Annotated in this window: 17 protein-coding genes; 7 read left to right on the plus strand and 10 right to left on the minus strand. The window is 36.7% G+C overall.

The features are described from left to right. The first annotated feature begins 10 nt into the window (after positions 1–10). Both J2X31_RS03320 and J2X31_RS03325 read left to right on the plus strand, forming a co-directional pair. Entirely contained in the window at positions 11–1351 is a 1341-nt protein-coding gene (locus J2X31_RS03320) for a dihydroorotase (RefSeq protein WP_310024390.1), read from the plus strand. Between the two features lie 11 nt (positions 1352–1362). Continuing rightward, positions 1363–1812, plus strand: coding sequence for a DUF4296 domain-containing protein (locus J2X31_RS03325; protein WP_310024392.1), 450 nt, complete (start codon positions 1363–1365; stop codon positions 1810–1812). On the opposite strand, the gene J2X31_RS03330 is transcribed toward J2X31_RS03325, so the two are convergent. Further along, entirely contained in the window at positions 1809–2984 is a 1176-nt protein-coding gene (locus tag J2X31_RS03330; protein ID WP_310024393.1) for an NAD-dependent epimerase/dehydratase family protein, read from the minus strand. The two genes, J2X31_RS03325 and J2X31_RS03330, sit on opposite strands and share 4 nt — an antisense overlap. A gap of 228 nt (positions 2985–3212) precedes the next feature. Between J2X31_RS03330 and tyrS the strand changes: the two genes are divergently transcribed. The 5 genes from tyrS to J2X31_RS03355 all read left to right on the plus strand — a co-directional run bounded on the left by tyrS (position 3213) and on the right by J2X31_RS03355 (position 7561). Next, positions 3213–4508, plus strand: coding sequence for a tyrosine--tRNA ligase (tyrS, locus tag J2X31_RS03335; protein WP_310024394.1), 1296 nt, complete (start codon positions 3213–3215; stop codon positions 4506–4508). Positions 4509–4724: 216 nt separating this feature from the next. After that, a complete protein-coding gene (galK, locus tag J2X31_RS03340) occupies positions 4725–5894 on the plus strand; it encodes a galactokinase (RefSeq protein ID WP_310024396.1) in 1170 nt (389 codons plus the stop codon). Between the two features lie 3 nt (positions 5895–5897). Further along, positions 5898–6941, plus strand: a complete 1044-nt coding sequence (locus J2X31_RS03345; RefSeq protein WP_310024399.1) for a UDP-glucose--hexose-1-phosphate uridylyltransferase — start codon at positions 5898–5900, stop codon at positions 6939–6941. A 124-nt stretch (positions 6942–7065) separates the two neighbouring features. Then, positions 7066–7263: a hypothetical protein gene (locus J2X31_RS03350; protein ID WP_310024401.1), complete on the plus strand. Its 198-nt coding sequence runs from the start codon at positions 7066–7068 to the stop codon at positions 7261–7263. Between the two features lie 4 nt (positions 7264–7267). Next, entirely contained in the window at positions 7268–7561 is a 294-nt protein-coding gene (locus J2X31_RS03355) for a type II toxin-antitoxin system RelE/ParE family toxin (RefSeq protein ID WP_310024403.1), read from the plus strand. 5 nt (positions 7562–7566) lie between these two features. Here the strand turns inward: J2X31_RS03355 and J2X31_RS03360 are convergent, their stop codons facing one another. The 9 genes from J2X31_RS03360 to J2X31_RS03400 form a co-directional block, all read right to left on the minus strand. Then, positions 7567–8007 (minus strand): LexA family protein, encoded by a 441-nt coding sequence (locus J2X31_RS03360; RefSeq protein ID WP_310024405.1) that lies wholly within the window; start codon positions 8005–8007, stop codon positions 7567–7569. Further along, positions 7998–9266 (minus strand): Y-family DNA polymerase, encoded by a 1269-nt coding sequence (locus J2X31_RS03365; RefSeq protein ID WP_310024406.1) that lies wholly within the window; start codon positions 9264–9266, stop codon positions 7998–8000. The genes J2X31_RS03360 and J2X31_RS03365 overlap by 10 nt, the downstream gene beginning before the upstream one ends. 333 nt (positions 9267–9599) lie before the next feature. After that, positions 9600–9881 carry a F0F1 ATP synthase subunit delta/epsilon gene (locus J2X31_RS03370; RefSeq protein WP_310024407.1) on the minus strand — a complete coding sequence of 94 codons (282 nt, stop codon included), beginning with the start codon at positions 9879–9881 and terminating at the stop codon, positions 9600–9602. A 69-nt stretch (positions 9882–9950) separates the two neighbouring features. Beyond that, the gene (gene atpD / locus J2X31_RS03375; protein ID WP_310024409.1) at positions 9951–11462 is read right to left on the minus strand and encodes a F0F1 ATP synthase subunit beta; all 1512 of its coding nucleotides are present in this window, start codon (positions 11460–11462) and stop codon (positions 9951–9953) included. A 230-nt stretch (positions 11463–11692) separates the two neighbouring features. Beyond that, positions 11693–13234 carry a G-D-S-L family lipolytic protein gene (locus J2X31_RS03380; RefSeq protein ID WP_310024410.1) on the minus strand — a complete coding sequence of 514 codons (1542 nt, stop codon included), beginning with the start codon at positions 13232–13234 and terminating at the stop codon, positions 11693–11695. A gap of 36 nt (positions 13235–13270) precedes the next feature. Then, on the minus strand, positions 13271–16072 hold the full coding sequence (locus J2X31_RS03385) for a TonB-dependent receptor (protein WP_310024412.1): 2802 nt from the start codon (positions 16070–16072) through the stop codon (positions 13271–13273). 289 nt (positions 16073–16361) lie between these two features. Then, entirely contained in the window at positions 16362–18209 is a 1848-nt protein-coding gene (gene glmS, locus J2X31_RS03390; RefSeq protein WP_310024414.1) for a glutamine--fructose-6-phosphate transaminase (isomerizing), read from the minus strand. A gap of 8 nt (positions 18210–18217) precedes the next feature. Beyond that, positions 18218–19957: a BamH family beta-barrel-assembly machinery protein gene (gene bamH / locus J2X31_RS03395; protein ID WP_310024416.1), complete on the minus strand. Its 1740-nt coding sequence runs from the start codon at positions 19955–19957 to the stop codon at positions 18218–18220. 22 nt (positions 19958–19979) lie between these two features. Further along, the gene (locus J2X31_RS03400) at positions 19980–20786 is read right to left on the minus strand and encodes a glycogen/starch synthase (RefSeq protein WP_310024417.1); all 807 of its coding nucleotides are present in this window, start codon (positions 20784–20786) and stop codon (positions 19980–19982) included. Positions 20787–20878: the final 92 nt, after the last annotated feature.

Below are 20878 nucleotides of genomic sequence, written 5' to 3' on the forward strand. Positions count from 1 at the left end.
GAAGAGAAAAATGAACAGGGTTTTAATTAAGAATGCCAAAATCGTTAACGAAGGAACTATTTTCGAAGGAGATTTGCTCATAGAAGACAAATTTATCGTCGAGATAGCCGAAAGCATAAGTGCCAAATCCTCCACCACAAAAATCATCGATGCCGAAGGAAACTACTTGATCCCAGGAGCCATCGACGACCAAGTGCATTTTAGAGAACCGGGATTAACACATAAAGGAAACATCGCCTCCGAATCAAGAGCCGCTGTTGCCGGAGGAATCACCTCTTTCATCGAACAACCCAATACGGTTCCGAATGCCGTTACTCAGGAATTACTAGAACAAAAATACCAGATCGCTTCCGAAACATCGTTTGCCAACTATTCTTTTATGATGGGTGGAACAAACGACAACTTGGAAGAAGTTCTCAAAACCAATCCAAAAAATGTTGCCGGAATAAAATTATTCCTAGGTTCTTCAACCGGAAATATGCTGGTGGACAACGAAGAAGTTTTAGAAAAAATATTCTCAAGCACACCAATGCTAATTGCAGTTCACTGTGAAGATGAAGCAACCATAAAGGCAAACCTAGAAAAATACAAAGCCGAATATGGAGATGATGTTCCAGCAACGGTTCATCATTTGATTAGAAGCGAAGAAGCTTGCTATATTTCGTCTTCAAAAGCAATTGCTTTGGCGAAAAAAACAGGAGCTCGTTTGCATATTTTCCATCTTTCTACAGCAAAGGAAATGGAGTTGTTTACAAACAAAATTCCCTTGGAAGAAAAGAAAATCACAGCCGAAGTTTGCATCCATCACTTGTGGTTTACCAATGAAGATTATGCAAAAAAAGGCAATTTCATCAAATGGAATCCAGCCGTAAAAACCGAAAAAGACAGAGATGCTCTTTGGGAAGCTTTGCTCGATGACAGAATTGACGTTATTGCAACCGATCACGCTCCACATACTTTAGAAGAAAAAAGTTTGCCTTATTTGCAAGCTCCATCTGGCGGACCATTGGTTCAGCATGCCGTTGTAGCCATGTTTGAGGCCCATCATCAAGGAAAAATTTCGGTAGAGAAAATCGTTGAGAAGATGGCCCACAATCCTGCGAAAATCTTCAAGATTGAAAAAAGAGGCTTCATCAAGGAAGGTTATTATGCCGATTTGGCGATTGTAAATCCAGGAATGCCGTGGAACGTGAAGAAGGACAATATTCTATACAAATGTGGATGGTCGCCATTTGAAGGCTATAACTTTAAATCGAGAATAACCCATACTTTTGTAAACGGACAATTGGTTTACAACAATTTCAAAGTGAAAGACATTCAATGTGGCGAACGCCTGCTGTTTGACCGTTAAAATTTTATAAGATGAAAAAGGTTTTCTGTTTTTTTATTGGCGTTCTCATTCTATTCAGCTGTCAGCAATCTGCAATTGACAAGCCTGATAATCTAATTGACGAAGACACAATGGAAGAAATCATCTATGATCTTGCCCTATTAGAAGCCATCAGAACGAATAATCCTACCACACTGGAGAACAAAAACATAACAGCTTCAACTTATGTATATGACAAATATGACATTGACAGTTTGCAATTTGTAAAAAGCAACCATTATTATGCCTCCGACGTACACAATTATATGAAAATGTACCAACGCATTGAAGAGCGATTGGGAAAAGAAAAAACAAAAATTGATACTATTCTTGCTCAGGAATCTAAAAAAATCAAAAAGCCAAAACCAATAAAACCTTTAAAAACTACCGATTCTATAAAAAGTGCAATTAGATTGAAGGAAAAACTGGAACAAAAAAATTAGTTTTTGTAATGCCCCGCTATTTCCTGAATGCAGGCTTTTATATCCGTGAATTGAAATCCTAATTCCTTTTTCACTTTTTCATTAGAATACACATCTGTCGTATGAAGGGATCTTGCAACAGCTTTCGGAAGTTTTCTTTTTGAGAAGAATAAATGAGCCCGAAACCAATCCAATCGCCAGGCAATTTCCGTCATCCACTTTTTAGCATAAGCAGTTGGCTTTTTTACTTTCAAGCTTTCGGCTATTGTATTAATCAGGTCTTGAAAGATGATGTTTTCGGCAATAAGAATATACCTTTCGCCTGAAATTGCACTTTTCATCAGCAAAGACATTATCTCCACAACATCCGAAACCGCAATAAAACCAGTTGAACCCTTGGTATAATATTTATATTCTTTGGCAACGGTTGTAAAGATTTTTCCGCTTCCTTCGTTCCAATTTCCAATTCCGAAAATCACACCTGGATTTACCACTACAACATTTAAACCTTCCTGCTGGCCACGCCAAATTTCCATTTCGGCTCCATATTTTGAGATGGCGTAATCGCTGTGGGGTTTTTCGGGATTCCAGTCGGTTTCCTCGGTAATGATGTGTTCGTGTTCAGGCAAATCGCCCAAGGCAGCAATCGAGCTGACATAACATAATTTCTTGACGTTTTTGGACAAGCAAAAATTTACAATGTTGGCCGTTCCCTCAATATTGATTTTTCTGATTTTCTCTTCATCGGTTGGTTCAAAGGAGATGAACGCCGCACAATGATAGACATAGTCGATGTTTTGAAAAGCAATTTCTAGGGAAGGAATATCGTTGATGTCGGCTTGAATCCAATTAATCTTTTCGAAAAATTGTTCTTTTTTGTAGAGTTGAAATATGGATTTTGTTTTTTCGATTGACTTTTCACTTCTGTAAATAGCCGAAACATCATCTCCATTTTCGAGTAAATGCAGTACCAAATGCGAACCTACCAAACCTGTTGCTCCTGTAACTAAAACCATAGTGGCAAAGGTAATGAGATAATTGGAAAATTGAAGTAATTGTTGGTTGTGAATTCCTAACAGGTTTTCAGAACCTGTTAGGTTTGTTATTTTGATATTTTGATTGTGGAAAATAATACCTAACAGGTTCTGGAAACCTGTTAGGATATCGACAAAGATTGGAAAGGTCGGTTCCAAAGTGCAAATAGTTTTCCCTCTAACCCCGACTGGAGGGAAAATCCTTTTTGTCTCGTTTCTTTAACGAGACAAAAAGATTTGGAAGGAAGGCGGGAAAATGGTTTACCAAAACGCACTAACGATTCGTTTCTAATTTTGATAAACCATTTTCAACCCAAAATTTGGAATCTAAAATCTAAAATCAACACTCTAAAATTAACTATCTTTGCGACAAAATTTTTACAAAAAATGAAGAATCTAGTTGAAGAATTGAAGTGGAGAGGGCTTTATGCCGATAGTATGCCGGGAACTGAGGAGCAATTGCTAAAGGAAGTGACGACGGCTTATATTGGGTTTGACCCGACTGCAGATTCGCTTCATATTGGGAGTATGGTTCAGATTATCTTGTTGGTACATTTGAAGAATTTCGGCCATCGACCGATTGCTTTGGTGGGTGGTGCAACGGGAATGATTGGCGATCCATCGGGAAAATCTGAAGATAGAAATTTGTTGAATGAAGAAACTTTAGCTAAAAATGTAGCGGGTTTGAAACGTGTTTTGTCGCGCTTTTTGGACTTTGATTCAAAAGATTCGAACGCTCCGATGATGGTGAACAACTACGACTGGATGAAGGAGTTTTCGTTTATCGATTTTGCCCGTGAGGTGGGAAAACGCATCACGGTGAATTATATGATGGCGAAAGATTCGGTGAAAAAACGTTTCAGTGGTGAAGGCGAAGGAATGTCGTTTACGGAATTTACGTACCAATTGATTCAAGGATATGATTTTTACCATTTGTATAAAAACTACAACTGCCTTTTGCAAATGGGTGGTTCGGACCAATGGGGAAATATCACGACGGGAACGGAATTGGTTCGCAGAATGGGTGGCGAAAATTCGAAGGCATTTGCCTTGACAACGCCATTGATTACAAAAGCTGATGGTTCTAAATTCGGAAAATCAGAAGGTGGAAATATTTGGCTGGATGCTGATAAGACTTCCGTATATAAATTCTACCAATTTTGGTTGAACAGTACCGATGTCGATGCTGAGAAATATATCAAAATCTTTACGTTTTTGGATAAGGAAACAATTGATGGTTTGATTGAAGAACATAAAACGGCTCCACATTTAAGAGTCTTGCAACGACGATTGGTGGAAGAAATTACGACTTTTGTGCATTCGAAAGAAGAGTTAGAAAAGGCAATCCAGGCTTCGAACATCTTGTTTGGAAATTCGTCTTCGGAAGATTTGAAACAGTTGGACGAAATTACTTTCTTGGAAGTTTTTGATGGTGTTCCGCAAGCTGAAATTACACGAACTGATATTGAAAACGGAATCAATATCGTAGATGTTTTGAACGAGAAATCAGGTTTTTTCAAATCAAACGGAGAAGCAAGACGTGCTTTAACTGCAAATTCAATTTCTGTAAACAGAGAAAAAATTAAAGAAGATTTTGTATTAACAGCGAATGATTTGGTTAATAATCAGTTTGTATTATTGCAAAGTGGAAGGAAAAATTATTTTATTTTGAGAGTGGTCTAAAACAAGCTCAATTTTATAAAAATTTAAACCATTAAGGTATTAAGATAAATTAAGGAGGACTTAATGAAACTTAATACCTTAATGGTTTATTTTTTACCCACTATTGATATTTCATCACAAGAGTCGTTATATTATTGTAAATTGATGATTTAAAACAAAAGAATTTCTTGCAAAACTTGTAATTTGCAACCCTATTTGAAAAGCTATTTTTCCCTAATGAAGAAAAAATTAATTCAGGATACAAAATCCCATTTCATACAAACATTTCAAAACGATGCCCAATATATTTTTCTTTCTCCGGGAAGAATCAACATTATTGGCGAACACGTAGATTATAACGACGGATTTGTGCTTCCGGCGGCCATCAACAAATACATTTGCTTTGCAGTTTCTAAATCTGGAAGCAGCAAATGTACCGTCATTGCGAAAGATCTTGACGAAAAACACGAATTCGATCTCAACGACACTTTGCAACCGATTGATAAGATGTGGGCCAATTATATCCTTGGCGTTTTGCATCAGCTCAAGGAAAGAACAAACAATCTGGAAGGATTTAATATTGTTTTCAGTAGTTCTATTCCCATGGGAGCCGGCCTTTCTTCCTCTGCCGCGTTAGAATGTGGTTTCGGATATGCGATGCGAAAATTGTTTCATCTGGATTTATCTAAGGAAGATATCGCCTTGATTGGACAAAAATCAGAACATACTTTTGTGGGTGTGAATTGCGGTATTATGGATCAATTTGCGAGTGTTTTCGGAAAGAAGAACAAAGTAATCAAATTGGATTGTACGACTTTGGAATATGAATACCATAAAGCCGATTTCAAAAATCACTCACTGCTTCTGTTGGACAGCAAGGTAAAACATACGCATCTTACTTCAGGCTATAACACAAGGAGAGAAGAAGTAGAACAAGGATTTTCAATATTAAAACAACAATTCCCACATATAAAATCATTCAGGGATTGTACCGAAGCTATGGTTTTGGAAACACGTGAGCTTTTGGGCGAAGTCCATTTCAAAAGATGTTTTTTTGTTGTAAAGGAAATTCAAAGGGTTTTGGATGCTGTTAATGCTTTAGAAAATAGCAACTTCAAAAAATTAGGCGAATTGATGTGTGAAACCCACGAAGGTCTTTCAAAAGAATACGAAGTGAGCTGTGAGGAATTAGATTTTTTAGTTGATGCTGTAAAAAACGAAAAATCAGTTTTAGGTTCCAGAATGATGGGTGGCGGTTTTGGCGGTTGTTCCATCAATTTAGTCGAAAAAGGAAGCGAAAAGGAAATCATAAAGACCGTTTCTGAAAAATACAAAGAAGCTTTTGGAATCGATTTACAATCGTATAAAGTGAAAATTTCAAAAGGCACTTCGCTCTACAAAAAATAAGTTATGGAAACCTTCAACAACAACGAACATCCACACAGACGCTATAATCCGTTGACAGACGAATGGATTCTAGTTTCACCACATCGTTCCAAACGACCTTGGCAGGGACAAAATGAATCTGTTTCAGCAAATACACTTCCAGAATATGATCCTGAATGTTATTTGTGTGCTGGAAATAAACGTTCGAATGGGGTTCAGAATGAAAACTATTCGGATACTTACGTTTTTGAGAATGATTTTGCCGCTTTGCTTCAGGAGGAAGTTCGGGATGAAACGCCACAATCGGATTTATTTCAATTTAAACCCGAACGTGGCATCAATAAAGTCATCTGTTTTTCGCCAAAACACAACCTTACCCTTCCAGAAATGGAAGTTGAGGCAATCCAAAAAATAATCGAAACTTGGAAAACAGAATATATCGAATTGGGAAGCAAGGATTTTATCAACTACGTTCAAATATTCGAAAACAAGGGAAGTGTTATGGGTTGCAGTAATCCGCATCCACACGGACAAATTTGGGCCCAATCTTCCCTACCAACCCAAGTAGAGAAAACGCAGAAAAATCTAAAGGATTATTATGCAAAACACCAAAGGAGCTTGCTGAAGGATTACATAGAAGAAGAACTTAAAAGAAAGGAACGTGTTGTTTCAGAAAACGAACATTTTGTGGTTTTAGTTCCATTTTGGGCAACCTGGCCTTATGAAACATTGATTGTAAGCAAAAGACATTTCGGAAATATTACCCAGATGACGCAAGCGGAAATTCTGGCTTTCGCCGAAATAGTAAAGATCATAACTGTCAAATACGATAACCTTTTTCAAACTTCTTTCCCCTATTCGTCCGGAATTCATCAAACGCCAACGGATAACAAAGAGCATCCGGAATGGCACTTTCACATGCACTTCTATCCGCCTTTGCTTCGTAGTGCGACCGTAAAGAAATTTATGGTAGGTTATGAAATGATGGCCGAAGCCCAACGTGATGTTTCACCAGAAAAAAGCGTGGCGATTTTAAGAGGATTGCCTGATGTTCATTATAAAGCTTAAAATTTTTTGATGGGATTCTTTCATAATTATCAAAAAAGCATTTTATAAGTAAAAGCAATTATGCTATAAAAATGCTATCTTTGGTTTACATAAATCATGAATCATGGACTTGCAACTCACAAAAATGGAGCTAATAGAAATGCTTCTAAACACTAAAAAAATAGCAGTCTTAAAAAAAGTAAAAGCTATTTTAGAGGCAGAACAAGACGGACTTACTGAAGCTGATTATAAAATTATTGATGCTAGAAGAGAAAAGCATTTGAAAGGAGAAAGCAAATCTTTTTCTTGGGAACAAGCCAAAGAGAACATACTGAAATCATAGCTGAATGAAGTATGAATTAGAGCTTAAGGAAGAAGCTGTTCTAGACATCAAAGAATCCTATCTTTACTATGAAGAGCAGAGGATTGGTTTGGGCTTACGTTTTTTAGATACTTTAGAAGTATATTTAGAGCGAGTTCAAAAATATCCCGAACATTATCAAATAAAACGAGTACCCTACCGAGAAGCATTTATCAAAGACTTCCCATTTGTAATCATTTATGAAATTGAGGCTACCAAAGTAATTGTTTATGCGGTGTTCAATACTTGGCGAAACCCAGACAAAAAGCCTTCAAAATAGATTGACTAAATCTTCTTAATCACATACGTCACAATTCCCCAAATAACAAGTTGGTTTTCTTCTGTAACTTTTATAGGAGTATAACTTGCGTTTTCCGGTATCAGCCACAAGCAATCTACATCCACTTTTATCCGCTTTACGGTAAATTCACCATCAATCAGGCAAATCGCTATTTTTTTATTTGCAGGCTCAATGCTTCTGTCCACTACCAGAATATCCTTGTCCTGAATTCCGGCATCAATCATTGAATTTCCCTCTACTTGAACATAAAAAGTCGCTATTTTATTTTCAATTAGAATTTTATTCAAGTCGATACTCGTCTCCATAAAATCCAACGCTGGAGAAGGAAATCCTGCCGAAACACCATGACTGATGTACGGAATTTTTATTTCGCTTTCCAAATCGGGTCTAAAAAAAGTAAGCTTCTGTTTTTTCTCTATTGACATTTCACTTTCATTATATCCGTTATCCTTGTCGTATATCTTGGCGATAGTAGGTTCTGCCTCATATTCCACGTCACTCTTCCTTGTGTTCCAAGTTTCACCTTTCGTTCTCCTGCCTTTTCATTAATCAGGTCAATTGTTTTCATCAAGGCCAAATGCTTTGGATTTTCCTCTTCGAAAAGTTGAAACTGCTTTTCGCTTTCCTTCGTCAGTTGTGTTACGATAACGCCAGCTTTGTTGAAACGGAGTCCTTTGTTTTCTTCGTATAATTTTTCTAAAATTTTAACCGACATATTTGCTATGGTCATTCCCGAATTCGTAGCAAACGGAACCGTAGCCGATTGATGGTAATAGCCTCTTGTATTTTCCGCATTGTGATCCATCGTTCCAAGCATTACAATTACGGTATTACAGCAGGAATTTTGGTTGCGTAATTTCTCACCACAAACCATTGCAAAGGTTGAAACCCGCTCCCGAAGTGAATCAAAATCGGTCAGTTGCTTCGGAAAACTTCTGGTTATGGCAATACTTTTTTTGGTTTCCGGCAGTTCCATTCCTAAAACTGGATTGCCTTTTAATTCACCGATAAGCCGTAATCCCACAACACCCATCTGGTTTTTAATAAAAGCCTCGCTCTGTGGTTGTATGAAATCAAAAGCCGTCAAAATTTTTCGAGCCTCTAACTTCTTCTTCATCCGATAACCAATACCCCAAACATCACCAATTTTAGTCCACTTTAGTGCCTTGATTCGCTTTTCATCAGTATCTATTACATAAACGCCTTTTGTTTGTTCAGGATATTTTCGGGCAATTTTGTTCGCCATTTTAGATAACGTCTTGCTTGGTCCGAAACCCACACAAACCGGAATACTCAACCACTTCATAATCCGTTGCTTCATTTCCATTCCATATTCCTCAAAACCATCCTCCCTCACGCCATCAAAATTCAAGAATGATTCATCAATGCTATATACTTCAACGTTTGGGGTAAAAAGCTCCAAAATCTTCATAACTCGATTACTCAAATCGCCATACAATGCATAATTCGACGAAAAAACTGCGATGTTGTTTTCCTTGAGCATCGCCCTAGCTTTAAATTCCGGAGCTCCCATCTTCACACCCAAAGCCTTGGCCTCGTCACTTCTCGAAATAATGCAACCGTCGTTATTGGACAAAATAACCACAGGCTTCCCTACGAATTCAGGCTGAAAAACCCGTTCGCATGAGGCATAAAAATTATTGCAATCAACTAAAGCATACATAGTGTAAAATTAAAGAATATGCTCTCTCGTGGAGAAATACAAAAGTTAATTTTAAAGCATTGTTGATAACCTTTAAGCAAAATTAGGAGCGAAACAGTAGGCATTTTCGGAATCGTCATTCCTGCTTTCCGTTCCCAATCTTTTTCCTCGCTAAAGAAGCGAGAAAAAAGGATTTCCACTTCAAACAAGAAGTGTTCACCGAACACTTATGTAAATAATTGTATGTGAGGTAATCAGGGCTAAAATCAATAAGACACTTCTCTTTGGAACCTTTTAGAAACAAAAAAAAGCTACCCAAAAGGATAGCTTTACTATTTATTGAATTATTATCTCTTAATCAACAAGGATAATAATTTTATTGTCTTTCATTTCCAAAGTACCAGAATTGATGGTTAAGTGGTGTTTTTTATCATTGCCAACAAAAAACTTTGCTTCACCTTCCTTTGTTGCTGCAAAGTTCACAGCTTCAATTTTGACATCACCTTTTGTAAGGATGGAAACAATCGCTGCGTGATGGTTCAACATTTGAAACTCACCGTCAACTCCCGGAACAGTAACAGAAGTTACCTGTCCTGAAAATAATTTTGCCTCTGGCGATACAATTTCTAAAGTCATAATTTTTAGTTTACAGTCTCAGTTAACAGTCTCAGTACTGAACACTGCGACTGTAAACTGAATACTTTATTAAGCTTCCGCCAACATTTTTTGTCCAGCCTCAATAGCATCTTCGATAGTTCCTTTCAAGTTGAAAGCCGCTTCTGGAAGATGATCTAGTTCTCCATCAATAATCATATTGAATCCTTTGATGGTATCTTTAATATCAACCAAAACTCCAGGAATACCTGTAAATTGCTCCGCTACGTGGAAAGGTTGAGACAAGAAACGTTGCACACGACGTGCTCTAGAAACTGATAGTTTATCTTCTTCAGAAAGTTCTTCCATACCCAAAATCGCAATAATATCTTGCAATTGCTTGTATTTTTGAAGAATTTCTTTCACTCTTTGTGCACAATCATAATGCTCATCACCAAGAATTTGTGGCGTCAAGATTCTTGAAGTAGAATCCAAAGGATCCACTGCAGGATAGATACCTAGCTCAGCAATTTTACGAGACAATACCGTTGTTGCATCCAAGTGGGCAAACGTTGTTGCCGGTGCTGGATCCGTTAAATCATCCGCAGGAACGTAAACCGCCTGTACAGATGTAATAGATCCTTTATTTGTTGATGTGATACGTTCTTGCATCGCACCCATTTCTGTTGCTAATGTTGGTTGGTAACCTACCGCAGATGGCATACGTCCTAAAAGTGCAGACACTTCAGAACCAGCTTGTGTAAAACGGAAGATGTTATCAACGAAGAAAAGAACGTCCTTTCCTTGATCAGAACCAGCTCCATCACGGAAATATTCAGCGATAGAAAGACCTGACAAAGCAACACGTGCTCTAGCTCCAGGTGGCTCATTCATCTGACCGAAAACGAAAGTAGCTTTTGACTCTCTCATTCCTGGCATATCAACTTTAGAAAGATCCCAACCTCCATTTTCCATAGAGTGCATGAATTCTTCACCGTATTTGATAATTCCTGACTCTAACATCTCACGAAGTAAGTCATTTCCTTCACGTGTTCTTTCTCCTACTCCTGCGAATACAGAAAGACCACCGTGACCTTTTGCGATATTGTTGATCAACTCCTGAATCAATACTGTTTTCCCAACTCCAGCACCACCAAACAATCCAATTTTTCCTCCTTTTGCATAAGGCTCGATCAAATCGATTACTTTGATACCTGTGAATAAAACTTCAGAAGATGTAGATAAATCTTCGAATTTTGGTGCTGAACGGTGGATAGACAATCCGTTTTCGCCCGTTTTAGGCAAATCTCCTAAACCATCAATTGCATCTCCAATTACATTAAACAAACGTCCGTAAACATCTGGCCCAATTGGCATTTTGATTGGATTTCCTGTCGCAACAACTTCATATCCTCTGCTTAATCCATCAGTAGAATCCATAGAAATTGTACGAACTGTGTTTTCTCCGATGTGAGATTGTACTTCAAGCACCAATAATGTACCGTCTTTTTTAGTGATTTCTAATGAATCATAAATTTTTGGAAGTTCAACATCTTGACCGTTGAAAACAACGTCCACTACTGGACCAATGATTTGAGCAACTTTTCCTATTACTTTTGACATTACTTATGTATTTATTAAATAGCTATTTAGGTTTATGAAAAACACCTCTTTTTTCAGAGTGCAAAGATAATTTTTTAAAATATAAAATCAATAGTATTCGGCTATTTTTTTATTTAAAAATTACGACTTTATTCAAACTCCTGTGTAAAGACAAAGAATTATTCATAATACGAAATAAATAAGCCATCAACAAGTGATGGCTTATAGAATATTTAAATCTTTTTATTGAATTAATTCATGGTTACTGGATATTGAATAGGATATGAACCCATATTTACTGCTGGAATCGAAGAACCATATTTTTGAGCAATTGCTTCTAGGAATTTATTCGCTATCAAAGAATAACCTCTTGCTGAAGGATGAATTCCATCAAGTGAGAAAGCACCACCAGTGATATAGGCAGCAGTTACATGATGGTTCCCAAAACGTATACCACCATTTAAAAGTTGATTCATAATTACTTTTGTATCTACGAAGGCCAAACCTTTAGCTTCGGCCGCATTTTGAATGGTGATATTGTAAGCATCTGTAGCAACTTTAATTTTACCTGCTTCATCATTCGTCAGAACATTTCCGTCTTGCAAAGGGAATGTTACCCCTACCACATTGAAAGGGGCTGGAATTCCTGCCTGATTTGTACCAATAATTGCACGTGTTGGCAATAAGATATAATCTATAAAAGACAAATTTGGATCCTCATTTTTTATGTTTTTTGCATGTCTTGCCCTTCCGTAAAGATTTCCTAAAAATGCAGCAGTTTGAGCACCTACAACAGGAGTTAGAACTCCCGTGATTTGGGCAGAAATATTTGGTAATGATTCATCAAGAATTAACAATGGATTATTTGCCGTGCTTGATAAAGTTACAAATCTCGCTGGCTCTCCCATAGCAGCATTAATCTGATTGATTGCACCACCAATTTGATTGATCTGAGCCGCATTTTCAGCAGGAAGCGGAGGAACTGGATTGTAAGGAACTGTCGTAAAATAAGGCAATGTATTGATATAAGGCAAATTTGCCACAACACCTTTTGCTCCGTTCACTGTAAGAGCATTGACCAATCCATTATAAACATTATCAAAAACCATTGGATCGGTAATATCATTAGCAGCATAAGTTGTAGGGTCTAAATTCCCTGTTTGATCTGTTCCTGTTCCGCCCGAACTAGCATAAGTCAGAACATCATTTCCTCCAATCCACAAGGAGAAAAATGTAGCGTCTTGAACTACAGCATCACCAATTACCGAAGCTCCTGCAGAAGAAGCAAATCTTCCGAAGTATGGATTTAATGTACCGTAACCTGGAACGGTCAAATGAAAGCTTTTTGCACCAGGAATTCCCATATTATTAAATGGACCTGCCAACTGAGTAGAAGCTTCCGTTGTTGAATTTCCTGGAACGGGAATAATATTTGGAGTTGTAGCATTCAAAAATCCTTGTAGGTATATTCTTTTTCCGAAAGCAGGATTTACATTTCCTCCAAAAAGCAATCCTCCAATATCATCGTTCATAAAAGGAGTTGTGAAACTTCCTCCTCCTGCTAATGCAAATTGTTGTGCTAAAATATTAGGATATGAATTTTCCTGTCCGGTCTTAAAAAGTGCATTATCACTATATCCTGCAGCAAATGAATCTCCCAAGGCAATGTATTTAGAAAAATTTGCTGATCCCGCTGTTATTGGTTGCTCCGTTACAGAAGAACCCTCATCATCAGAACTACATGCTGCAAAGGTTAAGGAAACCAAAAACAGCCATTTTATATTTTTTATCATGATCATATAATTTTATAATTTTCGACTAGATTTAGATTAAGGATTGATTGTTAGAGAAGCAAATAGTTGCTGTCCGATAGCTCCAGCACCAATAACTTGAATATAATCTTTCCCAAACAAATTTGCCGCTCCCAGTTTTAGAACAGACTTGATTGCAGGAATTGCATAGTTGATTTGTGCATCCAAAACAGTGTTTTCTGGCACCATTCCGTCAGCGAAAGAAGCCTGCCATAAATATTCGCTGTTCCATCTTACGTTTACATTAAAACCAAAGTTTTTAAACACTTTCGTATTTCCTAAAGAAGCTTTAACCCTGTGTTTTGGTGTGTTGAATCCAGCTATGAAAGAAGGATCTTTTGATTGATCGAATTCAAATTGAGAATGGCTGTAATTTGCTCCAACTTCAAAATCTTTATAGACTTTTTTAGATAACCCTAAACCGAATCCCATTGAGCTTACAGATTCAGAGGTATTGGTATAAACTTGATAAACTCTTCTATCACCATTTGACAATGCTTTTACAACATCATCATCTATAGTAGGATTTTCTTGCACTTCTCCATAATAAGGTTTAATTACTCTTGAAGTACTCATAAAGTCGTTGTAAATATTGTAATAAACATTCATATCAACTGATAATCCATTTTCTAAAATTGATTTATAACCTACTTCGAAAGCTTTTACTTGTTCTGGTTTTACTAAATTAATATTAACCACTTCCAAGTCTGCCGTATTTCCTGTTTGAGAGAATCTTGTTACAGAAGGAACTGAATAAACTGGCGAATTATAAGCATCATTTCCAGTTAAAGTTCTAGTGGCTTCAACACCTGGAATTAATTGTCCAGCTAAACTAACATTCATAGTTTCTACATAGCGATCTAAATTTTCTGGAGCCGAACCTATCAAGGCAAATGGACCTAAATCTAAACCAATATATTGATCTTGGGTTGTAGGGTTTCTGAAACCTGTTTGGAAAGATGCTCTGAAATTATGATTTTTTTGTGCTCCAGCAGAGTAAACAAATGATATCCTTGGAGAAAACTGACCCTCAAAATTTTGTGATTTGTCATAACGAACAGATCCTGTGAATTTCAATCTGTCTTCCATGAATTTCTTTTGAATCTGACCGTAAACTCCAAATTCATCATAAGTAATTGGCCCGTCAAAATCAGTAAAGATGGTTCCTTTAGAATTTAATTCATATTGTCTAACCGAACCCCCAACTTGGAATTCAGCAAAATCAATCATGTCTTTAAAATTATAATTGGCATCTGCATGGTAAATTTTAGATTCATCTTGAAACTTAGCTCCTCTTGTTAAATCTGGATTGCTAGTAACAGAAGCTAAAGCATTGTTGTATTCAGAAGTTCCAGGCACAAATCTTGCACTTCCTGATGGACCATTTGCAAATTGTGGCAATCCTTGTATTTGAGTCGGAAGGATGTTGTTGTCGGCATAGTTTCTTGCTATCGCACTTGCATCATTCGTGTTAGCACCCATTATTGCACTAGACAATTGGAAGGCTGTGGCATAATCTGTAAACCAACCCACATCTGATTTTGCCAACCTGTTAACGTTCCAACCTGCAAAACGCATGTCATAAGAATTTCCAGCGTCTTCAGTTGTCATATATCCACGAACAAAAAAGTTTTTACCTTTTACTTCAACTTTGGTCTGGTCCATATAGAAATCTTTCAAGGAATATCTGTTAGCTCCTTGATAGATTGTATTTCCGAAACCTAATTTATGTTGCAAGATTATCTCGAAATCATTTGCCCATGGCTTGATATGTACAGAGAAATCTGCCTTTACGCTTTCGATTTTATTGTCGGTCAAATCTTGTTCTCTATAACCTGTTCTACTAACCTGTCCTACATTTGGAATAAAAGTAGTAACCTCATCACCATAAGTATTTAATCCATCAAAGTTTTGATTATCCAAATGACTGGTTCCTCCTGTCATACTTCTTGAATCGTTTGCAATCCACTCTGTTCCACTCATGTAGTTGAAATTCGCTTTCATTGCAAAATGTGGTGTAAATGCATGTGCAGCCCTAACTCCTAGATCTCTGTAAACATTATCTCCCGCAGCTTCTTGAGAAGTGATTCCTTGCTTATAATAAGCACTAAGACCTTGGCTCGTAAATGGACTTCTACTGTTCATAAACAAAATACCATTAAAGGCATTGGCCCCATATAATGCTGATGAAGCTCCCGGAAGAAGTTCTACGCTTGCAACATCTAGCTCTGACAATCCGATTAAGTTACCAAGTACAAAATTCAAAGCCGGAGAAGAATTGTCCATACCATCAACCAATTGCATGAAACGAGTGTTTGCAACTGTTGCAAAACCTCTTGTATTGATTGATTTGAATGACAAGCTACTTGTGTTGAAATGAACTTCTTTTAAGTTTTCTAAACCATCATAAAACGAAGGCGAAGAGGTGTTTCTGATTTCCTGAAGCCCCATTCTTTCTATCGTAACTGGCGACTCAAGCACTCGCTCTGGAGTTCTTGAAGCAGATACAACTATTTCATTCAGCTTGTTTTCTTCTTCCAAAAGCTTTACAGCAACTTTTTGATTGTTGCTTGTGATATTGACTTTTTGGGTAGTGAATCCAACACTTGAAATTTCGATTGCATAAGGCGGTTGTTTCGACGTATTTAGGCTAAATTTTCCATCAGAATCTGATATAGTACCGATACTTTCGCCTACTATTGCAATATTGGCTCCCGGAAGAGGAAGTCCATTATTGTCGGTTACAGATCCCGAAATTGTATTTTGGGCAAAAGAAATGCCACAAAAAAACAATGACAAAATAAAAAAATACACTTTCATTTGGTTTGATTTTGTTGGTTAGTGTAGCCAAAGTACGAATATTTTTGATATTAATAAAAATACAAGAGGATATTTTAATATTTATTAAAATTTTATATAGTTTTATATTGATTCCGCATTATCAAGTTTTTAGATATTTATTAACTTTTCAATCAATAGCTTGACGAAACTATTATGCAAGCATATAATTTAACCAAAAAAATAAATTATCCCTAAAAATTCAATCGATATAGTTATATAAAAAAAGGCGAGAAAATCTCGCCTTTTTTTTGTCTTATATATGTAAAAATTATTCTACTGTTACTGATTTTGCCAAGTTTCTTGGTTGATCAACATTGCAATCTCTCATAACTGCAATATGGTAGGACAATAATTGCAACGGAATTGTTGTTAGCAATGGGGACAATGCATCAACTGTATCTGGAATTTCAATTACATAATCGGCCAATTCTCTAACTTGAACATCGCCTTTTGTTACTACGGCAATGATCTTCCCGCTTCTTGATTTGATTTCTTGGATATTGCTCACCACTTTGTCATAATGACCTTGTTTTGGAGCAATTACAATAACCGGCATATGCTCATCAATCAAAGCGATTGGACCGTGTTTCATTTCTGCAGCAGGATATCCTTCTGCATGTATGTATGAAATTTCTTTTAATTTTAAAGCTCCTTCTAAAGCTACTGGGAAATTATATCCTCTACCTAAATAGAGGCAATTTGGTGCATCTTTAAATACAGCTGCAATTTCTTTGGCCTTATCATTAGTTAATAGGGCTTCTTGTACTTTTTCCGGAATTATCTCCAATTCTTGCAGATACCTGTGGAAATCTGAATTTGAGAGTGTTCCTTTTGCTTTTGCAATTCTCAAAGCAATCATCGTCAACACGGTAATTTGTGTTGTGAAAGCTTTTGTAGATGCAACACCTATTTCCGGACCTGCATGGGTATAAGCTCCTGCATGAGTTTCTCTAGAAATAGATGAACCCACAACGTTGCATACTCCAAAAACAAAAGCACCATTTTCTTTAGCCAATTTAATAGCCGCCAAAGTATCTGCCGTTTCCCCAGATTGAGAAATGGCAATCACAACATCTTTTGGTCCGATGATTGGGTTTCTGTATCTAAACTCCGAAGCATATTCCACTTCTACAGGAATTCTTGTAAACTCCTCGATTACATATTCTGCTACCAAACCAGCGTGCCACGAAGTACCACATGCCACTATGATGATTCGATCTGCATTTAGGAATCTCTCCAGATTGTCTTCAATTCCTGCCATTTGGATGATTCCTTTATTAGCAAGAAGTCTTCCTCTGTAAGTGTCTTTAATTACACTTGGCTGTTCGTAAATTTCCTTCAACATAAAGTGATCGTAACCACCTTTTTCAATCTGTTCCAGATTCATTTGCAATTCCTGAACATAAGGATCAACTAATGAATCATCTTTGATTTTTCTTATTTTCAAGCCTTTGTCTAATCTAACAATTGCCATCTCTTCATCTTCAAGATAGATAGCATTTGATGTATATTCAATAAATGGTGATGCATCCGAAGCAATGAAAAACTCATTTTCTCCAACACCTATTGCCAAAGGGCTACCCAAACGAGCTACTACTATTTCATTTGGTTTTTTTGTATCAAAAACACAAATGGCATAAGCTCCTACAACTTGGTTCAAGGCTACTTGAACGGCTTTCCCTAATTTTAGATTTTCCTTTTTCTGAACCTCTTCTATAAGATTTACCAAAACCTCCGTATCAGTATCTGAATGAAAGACATAGCCTCTTTTCATCAATTCAGTCTTCAAAGGTTGATAATTCTCAATAATTCCGTTATGGATTATTGCAAGTTCTCCAGAATTGGACAAATGCGGATGTGAGTTTACATCATTTGGAACACCATGGGTTGCCCATCTTGTATGTCCCATTCCGATACTACCATTCGTTGTAATATCTTTTGAAGATCTCTCTTCTAAATCAGAAACTTTTCCTTTTGTTTTGGAAACTTTTAAATTTTCTCCATCAAAAAGCATTACTCCGGCACTATCGTAACCTCTGTATTCTAATCTTTTAAGTCCTTTGATAACAATAGGATAAGCTTCCCTATGCCCAATATAACCTACAATTCCACACATATACTTTATTAATTAGGTTTTGTATAATAAATTTCAAGTCGCACTCTTTTTTCAGGTAGCACATTATCTCCCGTTCCGTGAAGAACAGTTCCTAAAGGATTCATCACCGACGCCTGAGGAGTTCTATCAACAGAAACACCTCCAATGGTTGAAGGGGTTTTGAACCAAGCATTTTGAATATTCTCTATATATTCTGTAACAACTAATCCTAACTTAACATTGGTAGAATCCTGTACCTTTACTAAATTTCTAATGTGATTTGTAATTCTAATTTTGTACTTCACACCTCTTCCTCCTGCAACTTCCTCTCTCCTAATAAGTCCGTCATGAACAAATTTATTGAACTTTGGTCGGCTAGAAATGGTTGAACCGTCATTATAGTAATCAATTAGTGGTCTTTTGTTGTTTAAGTCATACAAATAAAGCCTTTGAGGTTCCTTTACTTTTTTTACATCGCCAATTGGCAAGTTCATTCCTTCGGTACTGTTATCTATATGAAAAGTCAGACTTGCCTCATTGATAAGCCATCCTTTAATTCTAACATTTTCTCTAATGATATCCAATTCATCCGGAACGCCATTTGGAATTCCAGTCAATCCATTGGAACCAAAATTATCAACCCCAAACAAGTCCAGCACTGCCATTGAACCTTCGCCTCCTTTTATGAACAATTTATCATCACCTGAAATCGAATTCGTTGGCTGAAGCGCTGCCGCATATTGTGGCGTCGGGGTATTTTCTAACAAATTAACTGTGTTTCCAGCCATCTTCAGAACAAAACTTCTATCTGTTTTTCTAGGAATATTTGGATATAATGGATCATCTTCTGGAAACTTAATAGGGGTTTCTGGAGTGTTTGGATTATCATCTGCGTCTTCTAGTCCTGAATATTCTGTATAATAAAGGGTGATGTCTCCATCTCCAAACTTGTATTGCACTAAAGTTCCATCTTGGCTATCCTGTACCTGAAAATATACACCTCTAAAGTATTCTTTAAAAATACTTTGGCTTACCAATTTGCCTTGGGGAGCATTTATGATTTTATCTTGAAAAAAACTCTTGTTCAAATGAAACCTCATCCTAGGTGTTAGGCGTGCTTCGATGCTAGTTGTATCTAAAACCAATCCCTTGTCTCTTTTATAGGTGATTATCTCTTTATCACTTGGTTTGAATGCATCATTTGAATACAACAAAACCCTTTTGTTACTGTCAAAAAAAGAATCTTCGTTTGAAAAATATTTTTGGGAATTTTGAAAATTTGGCGGAGCAAGATCATTTAGGACATATCCCGATTCATAAATCCTGAGATTAATTGGTTTTAGATTTTCCGGATCTGCACTAAAAATAGAATCCAATCTATAGGTACCTTTACCGTCAGAACCGGTTGCTGTCTTGGTGCTGAAATATGGGACACTCAAAACCACGCTATCCAATGAAACAAATAACTCTGGTTTAAACGTTGGATTTACGCTTGCCATTTGTAACTCTGTCACAAAGTTGGCCTTTGTTTTTCCAAAAACCGGATTGTCATATATCCCTAATGAATTGATTAACATATTGTTGGTTTGAACAATTCCTGTCCCTCTGTTATGAGCTACAACTGTCGCCAAATCATCAGGAAGAAGATCAAAATGATCGTCGCCGATAACATCCGAACCTATTTGGTTAAAATCCTTGTCACAAGAGGTCAATAAAAACATTGCCGCTGCAGCAACTAGTATCAACCTAAAAATAGAACTCTTATTCATGCTTAATTTTAAAAATAATTATTTATAGAACCTTGGTTTTGTAGAAGTTAGTATAAACCTCTGCAAATTTTTCTTTCGGTGTGAAAGGTAAAAAAGGTTTTCCTGATGATTCTATAAATTTTGTTAAACTTGGAGACACGCTTTCAGAGGCTATAATCACTGCATCTGAGTGCATTACCGAAGTTCTTAAAATGTTTTCGTAGTTAGGGATTTCTAAATCAGCAATGGCATCGGCCGGAACTCCATCAAACTTCACTTTATCAATCATTTTTTTATCTAAAGTTCCGTCGAATGACTGACTGTAAACAGAAGTAACGATTTTTGTATCAGCAAATAAAGCTTCGTCCTTGTAATAGTGCTTCATATAAATAGGAAGCATTGCCGCCAACCAGCCGTGAACATGAATGATATCTGGAACCCAATTCAGTTTCTTTACCGTTTCAACCACTCCTTTTGCAAAGAAAATAGCACGTTCGTCATTATCCGGATATAAAACACCTTCTTCATCTGTAAAAGTTGCCTTTCTTTTGAAGTACTCATCATTATCAATAAAGTAGACCTGAATCCGCTCTTTAGGAATAGAAGCTACTTTTATAATCAACGGCATATCAAGATCATTCACAACCAAATTCATACCCGATAATCGAATAACCTCATGCAATTGATGTCTTCTTTCATTGATATTGCCATATCTTGGCATAAAAATTCTAATTTGTCCTCCCTGATCGTTAATCATTTTCGGAACATCATACGATGTTGACGAAACTTCATTTTCTGCTAGGTAAGGCACCACTTCAGATGATACGAATAATATCCTCTTTTCCTCCATATTGTGTTGTACTTTGTTTATTGGCAATAAATAACGTGCAAAATTACAAAAATTTATGGAGTTATTAACTAATATCTTAAGTTTGCACCTTA

Source organism: Flavobacterium arsenatis, from assembly GCF_031456785.1.
In the GTDB taxonomy this organism is placed as follows: domain Bacteria; phylum Bacteroidota; class Bacteroidia; order Flavobacteriales; family Flavobacteriaceae; genus Flavobacterium; species Flavobacterium arsenatis.